The following is a 6,085-nucleotide window of genomic DNA, read 5'->3' as shown; positions in this document are numbered from 1 at the left end:
CTACTAGCGGAAACATTACCTGCACCCGAGTTATCGCTTGCGGAAATCAGCGAGACAATTGAGCCGAGCGTACAAATGTTCGATCCAGCCGCTGCTGATATTGCCCCTAATGTTGTAGATAAAAATGCATCACAGAAAAAAGCCAAACTGAAAAAACGAATCGCTAATGCGAGTGGTGATGAAAAAGCCGACCTCAAGCGAGCGAAGAAAGCGGCTAAGAAACAAGAGAAGTACAACAAAAAGCTCGCGAAGATGATTAAGAAGCAGCAAAAGCTGTTTAAGAAAAGTCAAAAACTGGAAAGTAACCTTGAACGTATCAACCTACAACTTGATGACGTCGCTTTCACTGAAACCAAGACTCAGGTAGTGAGCCATAGTCACATTCACTGAAACTGGTACGGATAACTTATTGCTACAACGATGATTTAAAAAGAGCGACCTAAGGTCGCTCTTTTGCTTTTTGGGGTTATCAGAGCTAACTCATTTAGCTCTGCTCACTTAGCTTAGTTTAGTTCACTTAGCTCAGTGAAAGCGGTTAGGCGTTGCTTGTGGATCTCGCAACACGCTTTTTCACCCATGTCTCGTTGACGAATAGAGAGAACAAGATAACCGCGCCGCCAATGGCCAATCGAATCAAGTCGACGTCTCTGTTCCAAATAAGGATGTTCACTACAAGGCCGGCTGGAACTAAGGCGTTGTTCATTACAGCCAGTGCACCAGCATTCACCATGCATGCACCTTTATTCCACATAAAGTAACCTAGCCCCGAAGCAATCAAGCCAAGATAAATCAGGATGCCCCATTGAAGAGTGGTTGTTGGCAGCTTCTCAGGGTTACCTAAGAGTATGAAAGCAACCGAAGCGACGCATAACGCACCCAAATAGAAGTAACCAAATACTGTGCGCTGAGGTAACTCTGTCGATTCCTTCTCCATCACTACTTTGTAAGCAACTTGGCCGATAGCAAAGCACAGGTTTGCACCTTGGACTACGAGGAAACCGACTAAAAAGTTTTCGTTGATACCCGCGAATTTAATGAATACAGCGCCCAATACAGCAATCGCCGCTGTCACTAAATACCACGGAGAGAATTGTCCTTTGAGGAAGTCATAAATAAGCGTGACGTAAATTGGGGTAAAAACGGTAAACAGAAGGACTTCAGGAACGGATAGCAGCAAGAAAGACTGGTAATAGAAGCAGTACATCAGCCCAAGCTGGATACCACCAATCGCCATCAACTTAGCGATCAGCTTACGCGAGATACCTCGAAACTTCAGGAAAGGAAGAAATACAATGCCAGCAAGGGCAACACGCATTAATACAGAGAACCAAGAATCAACCTGACCAGCAAGGTAAACGCCGATCAGGCTAAAAGAGAAGGCCCATAAGAGGGTAACACTAGCTAAATAGCTCATATAAAAACTTCGTTAATAAGATATGAGCTGTATGTTACCTAACCTTAATTCATTAGTCTTCTGAATCTCTTAGAGGCACGACCAGCATATCAACCGGCGAGGCATTGATCAGTTGTCGTGTTGAAGAGAGCAATTTGCTCCAGAAGTCTTGATGGTGCCCACAAACCACTAAATCAACATTGAATTCATTGATGGTGTCACACAGTTCATGACTCAGGTCGCCGCTGCCCACTAAGGTGTGGGTAATAGGGTATTGAGCGTGTTCTGCAAAATTTTGTAGCTGAACTCGAGATGCTTCCATCGCGTTGTGCTGGGTTTCTGCCATGTTGATATCAATAAGGCCGGTATAGAGCTCTGCATAATTAATATCGATATGGATAAAAGAGACTTTGGCTTCCAATGGCTTAGCCAATGCTACCGCTTTATCCACAAGTAATTTGCTGTCATCTGATAAATCGACTGCGACCAAAATATGTTTGTAACTCATATCGCTACCTCTTCTATTCATTGCCTAACTAAAGACTAGCACTATGCAATGCCTTTTTTTGCTGAAGTGATCTCATATCCACTGTCTTGCGTAATGTTTGCTCGAAATATTGGTTAACTAATGGCCTGCGAGATATTCATAAAATAGTGATATAGTAGAGAAAACTGAAGATGTAATTAGGAGTCTTAAATGCTATCAAAAACTATGGTAGAGCAACTGAACGATCAAATTAATCTAGAATTTTTCTCATCCAACCTATACTTACAAATGAGTGCTTGGTGTGAAGATAAAGGATTTGAAGGTGCAGCAGAGTTTCTGCGTGTTCATGCAGTCGAAGAAATGGAACACATGCAGCGTCTTTTTACTTACGTAAGTGAGACAGGTGCAATGCCAATTTTAGGTGCGATTGAAGCGCCAAAACATGAATTTGATAGCCTTGGGGCTGTGTTCCGTGAAACTTACGAACATGAGCAAATGATTACTCAAAAGATCAACAAACTGGCTCACGTTGCTTTCAGCACACAAGATTACTCAACCTTTAACTTCCTGCAATGGTACGTTGCAGAGCAACACGAAGAAGAGAAGTTGTTTAAAGGTGTATTGGATAAGCTAGAGCTTGTTGGTGAAGACGGTAAAGCATTGTTCTTTATTGATAAAGACTTAGCGCAATTGGCAAAAGATGGTTCATCTTCAATTATGGAAGCTCCTGCCGTATAGGTAGTACGAGAAAGACACTGATTATCTTTTTCTTTTGAGTTTTCTTATGAAGATGTAAGGAGGAAAGGATGATCAGCGGCGACACTATTCTATTTGCACTAATGGTTGTGACTTGTGTGAACTGGGCGCGTTACTTTACTGCGCTAAGAACACTCATTTATATTATGCGAGAAGCACACCCTCTACTATATCAACAAGTAGATGGAGGTGGTTTCTTCACAACCCATGGCAATATGACCAAACAGGTTCGCCTGTTTAGTTACATCAAAAGCAAAGAGTATCACCACCATCACGACGAAGTTTTTACGTCGAAGTGCGATCGTGTAAGGCAGTTATTCATACTCTCTTCTGCTCTGTTAGGTGTAACGTTGCTGTCTTCTTTCATCGTCTAAGTCATTTAGTACGATTGAAGTAGAGCTTAGGTTTTTGGTGTAAAGCTTCGGTTGTTGGTTCGCTAAGCCAAACCAAACAGTGGCTTGCTTATGTCTGTGAATTGTACAATTGAACATCAATTGCAAAGTTTAAAATTGCCGCTAAAATAGCGAGCAATTAGTAAGGATGTGCTGTTTATGCACATCCTTTTTTATTGATGGCATTTCGAGAACAGGGCGTACTCGGGCTGCACAAGTGAAGAAAAGCAGAACCACATGAGTGAAAAATTTGATGTAATCGTAATTGGTGCGGGCGCCGCTGGCTTAATGTGTGCTGCGGAAGCGGGAAAACGCGGGCGACGAGTGCTGGTGGTTGATCATGCAAAGAAACCAGGCAGAAAAATTTTAATCTCAGGTGGCGGTCGTTGTAACTTTACTAACTATGATGTTTCAGCCAACAACTTCCTATGTAACAACCCTCACTTCGTGAAGTCAGCTTTATCTCAATACACCAACTGGGATTTTATCTCGATGGTGAGCAAGTACGGCATTGAGTTCGAAGAGCGCGATCACGGCCAGTTGTTCTGTGTGAATGACCACACAGCAAAAGACATCGTGAGCATGCTGCTTGACGAGTGTAAGCAAGCGAAAGTTGAACAGCGCTACCGTTGTGATGTTCACTCCATCGAAAAAACAGACGCAGGCTTCAAGATGCACCTCAATACCGACGAAGTTGAGTGTGACTCACTCGTTGTAGCGACAGGCGGTTTGTCTATGCCTAAGCTAGGCGCAACGCCATTTGGCTATAAGATTGCAGAGCAGTTTGGTTTGTCGGTACTGCCAACTACTGCAGGGCTAGTACCATTCACGCTGCATAAAGAAGACAAAGAAGCTTTCGCTGAGCTTTCTGGTATCGCAATTCCTGCTGAGATCACAGCGCAAGACGGCACTTTATTTAAAGAAGCGTTGCTGTTTACGCACCGCGGCTTATCTGGTCCTTCGGTACTGCAAATCTCTTCATTCTGGAAAGCGGGTCAATCGGTTTCTATCAACCTAGTACCTGAAGTAGACGTTGCCGAGTTGCTTGAAAATTCTCGCGAGAAACACCCAAATCAGAGCCTGAAAAATACCTTGGCGAAAGCACTACCAAAGCGTTTTGTAGAAGTGCTGATTGACCGTAAAGAGCTTGAAGACAAGCCGCTTAAACAGTTCAACGAAAAGCAGCTTAGTGGCATCGTTGAGCACCTAGAGAACTGGAAAATTGCACCCAATGGCACGGAAGGTTATCGAACTGCCGAAGTGACTCTAGGCGGAGTGGATACTGATCACCTATCTTCGAAAACCATGGAGTGTAAGAGTGTGTCTGGCCTCTATTTCATCGGTGAAGTAATGGACGTAACGGGTTGGTTAGGGGGCTATAACTTCCAATGGACGTGGTCGTCTGGTTGGGTTGCAGGCCAAAACGTATAGCACAGTGGCGATGGCACTGGCTAAGCTTATTCATTTAGAGCATTTTCAGTCAGTAGAAAAAATGACTTCGTCACAAATGATAAAGATTATAAGTGATTGATGTTTTAATTATTTAAATGAGGGGTTTGCAATGAATCAGACAAAAGTAAAAAGCATTCTATTGGCAGCAGGAGCGATGAATGTTGGTGCTGTTTTACTGTTTTCACGCTTTTTTACGAATAGTGCCATTAACGAAGCCGATCCCGTAGTAATGTCCAACTTTGGACTGATTATGATCGTCGTTTGGGGTTTTGCGTACCTTGGGGCTGCAACAATCAATGCGAACATCAAATATCTTGCTGGTGCTTTCTTTATTGAAAAGTTGGTTTATGTGGTTGTTTGGGTGAATTGGCTTTCCAATAATACGCTATCACCAGTATATGAAGCGGATACGATGGCTGGCGTGTTTTACACAATTTATGGTGTAAATGATTTTATATTTATGGTCTTGTTTTTCATGATATTTAAGTCCAAATTTGATATGAAAAACAACGGTTGAATATCGAACATTGAGACTTACAACTTAATGTTATCTTACAGAAAAATGGCGAGTCATATGACTCGCCATTTTTGTATCTAACATCTAATTGAGAAAATTAGACTATATCGATAGCTTTTCGTGCTCAATCGAGTCTTTTAGCTCTTATTTACGTAGGGTTTTTCTTTGAAAACTTGATCTGTTGAATCACCAAACCAGCAATAATCAGCATCAAACCAAACAGTGTCGCTGGGTGAATCTCTTCGCCAATGATGGTCGAAAGTAGCATCAACGAGATAAACGGTGAGGCAAAAATTAGGTTGCTGATACGTGCCGTATTGTTGGTTAGTTTTAGTGCTGAGAGCCACAAGACAAAGGTAATACCCATCTCGAATAGGCCAACATAAGTTACGGCCATCCAACCTTTCGCTGTGATTTGGCTAAAGCTCTCGCCTTCATAAATGGTTAAACCGATCGCGAAGGGCAATGCCACTAAGAAACCAAGCAATACGCCAATCACAGGGTCAGCCTTGTTTTTGGTGTTTAGAATCCAGTATCCCGCCCAAAGCAAGGTTGAAAGTAGCGCCAGAGCCACACCGAGTGGGCTATCGAACTGCATTCCTAGCACATCGCCTTTGGTGGCAATGACTACCACACCCGCATAGCTGAAGGTACACGCAATCCAATCTTGTTTACGAATCTTTTGTCCCAGAAACACCGCAGCCATTAAGGTTAGCGTGATAGCCCAGCTGTAGTTAATGGCTTGAGCTTGAGATGCAGGCAGCAGGTCGTAGGCTTTGAATAGAATCAGGTAATAGGCCAGTGGGTTAACCAAACCGAGCAGTAAGTAATACCAAGGGTTTGAAAGAAACGTGGTACTCAGCTGAGAAAGCTTGCCTTGAAACGCGCAGACTGCGATCAGCGCAATCGACGACACAATGCTGGCGATGGTCAGCATTTGAATCGGTGAAAACTCAGCAAGGGTCAGCTTAAAAGCAGTAGCGACTGTTGACCACAGTAATACCGCAGCAAGGCCAAAGCCCAAGGCACGACGTTCGTTCATAGCAACTCATTCTAATTTGATGGGGCAGAATACGGAGCGCTTAGTC

Annotated in this window: 8 protein-coding genes; 5 read left to right on the top strand and 3 right to left on the bottom strand. The window is 43.3% G+C overall.

Going from position 1 to position 6,085, the window contains the following annotated elements:
• On the top strand, positions 1-390 hold a 390-nt coding region (locus tag AB4496_RS01575), incomplete at its 5' end, for a hypothetical protein (protein ID WP_372130517.1).
• Between the two features lie 145 nt (positions 391-535).
• On the opposite strand, the gene AB4496_RS01570 is transcribed toward AB4496_RS01575, so the two are convergent.
• Positions 536-1,414 carry a carboxylate/amino acid/amine transporter gene (locus tag AB4496_RS01570; RefSeq protein ID WP_017103435.1) on the bottom strand — a complete coding sequence of 293 codons (879 nt, stop codon included), beginning with the start codon at positions 1,412-1,414 and terminating at the stop codon, positions 536-538.
• Positions 1,415-1,466: 52 nt separating this feature from the next.
• Positions 1,467-1,901: a universal stress protein UspA gene (uspA, locus tag AB4496_RS01565; protein WP_009848061.1), complete on the bottom strand. Its 435-nt coding sequence runs from the start codon at positions 1,899-1,901 to the stop codon at positions 1,467-1,469.
• Between the two features lie 189 nt (positions 1,902-2,090).
• On the opposite strand from uspA, the gene ftnA reads away from it, so the two are divergent.
• The 4 genes from ftnA (at position 2,091) to AB4496_RS01545 (ending at position 4,997) form a co-directional block, all read left to right on the top strand.
• On the top strand, positions 2,091-2,618 hold the full coding sequence (ftnA, locus tag AB4496_RS01560) for a non-heme ferritin (RefSeq protein ID WP_004735556.1): 528 nt from the start codon (positions 2,091-2,093) through the stop codon (positions 2,616-2,618).
• Between the two features lie 68 nt (positions 2,619-2,686).
• A complete protein-coding gene (gene uspB, locus AB4496_RS01555) occupies positions 2,687-3,010 on the top strand; it encodes a universal stress protein UspB (RefSeq protein ID WP_009848060.1) in 324 nt (107 codons plus the stop codon).
• 255 nt (positions 3,011-3,265) lie between these two features.
• A complete protein-coding gene (locus AB4496_RS01550) occupies positions 3,266-4,459 on the top strand; it encodes an NAD(P)/FAD-dependent oxidoreductase (protein ID WP_102257540.1) in 1,194 nt (397 codons plus the stop codon).
• Between the two features lie 130 nt (positions 4,460-4,589).
• Positions 4,590-4,997, top strand: coding sequence for a hypothetical protein (locus tag AB4496_RS01545; protein ID WP_009848058.1), 408 nt, complete (start codon positions 4,590-4,592; stop codon positions 4,995-4,997).
• Positions 4,998-5,145: 148 nt separating this feature from the next.
• Here the strand turns inward: AB4496_RS01545 and AB4496_RS01540 are convergent, their stop codons facing one another.
• A complete protein-coding gene (locus AB4496_RS01540) occupies positions 5,146-6,039 on the bottom strand; it encodes a DMT family transporter (protein ID WP_102257541.1) in 894 nt (297 codons plus the stop codon).
• Positions 6,040-6,085 lie beyond the last annotated feature (46 nt).

Origin of the sequence: Vibrio sp. 10N.222.46.A1, from assembly GCF_041473595.1 — a bacterium.
Lineage (GTDB): Bacteria > Pseudomonadota > Gammaproteobacteria > Enterobacterales > Vibrionaceae > Vibrio > Vibrio tasmaniensis_A.
This window is presented reverse-complemented; position numbering and strand designations above follow the sequence as displayed.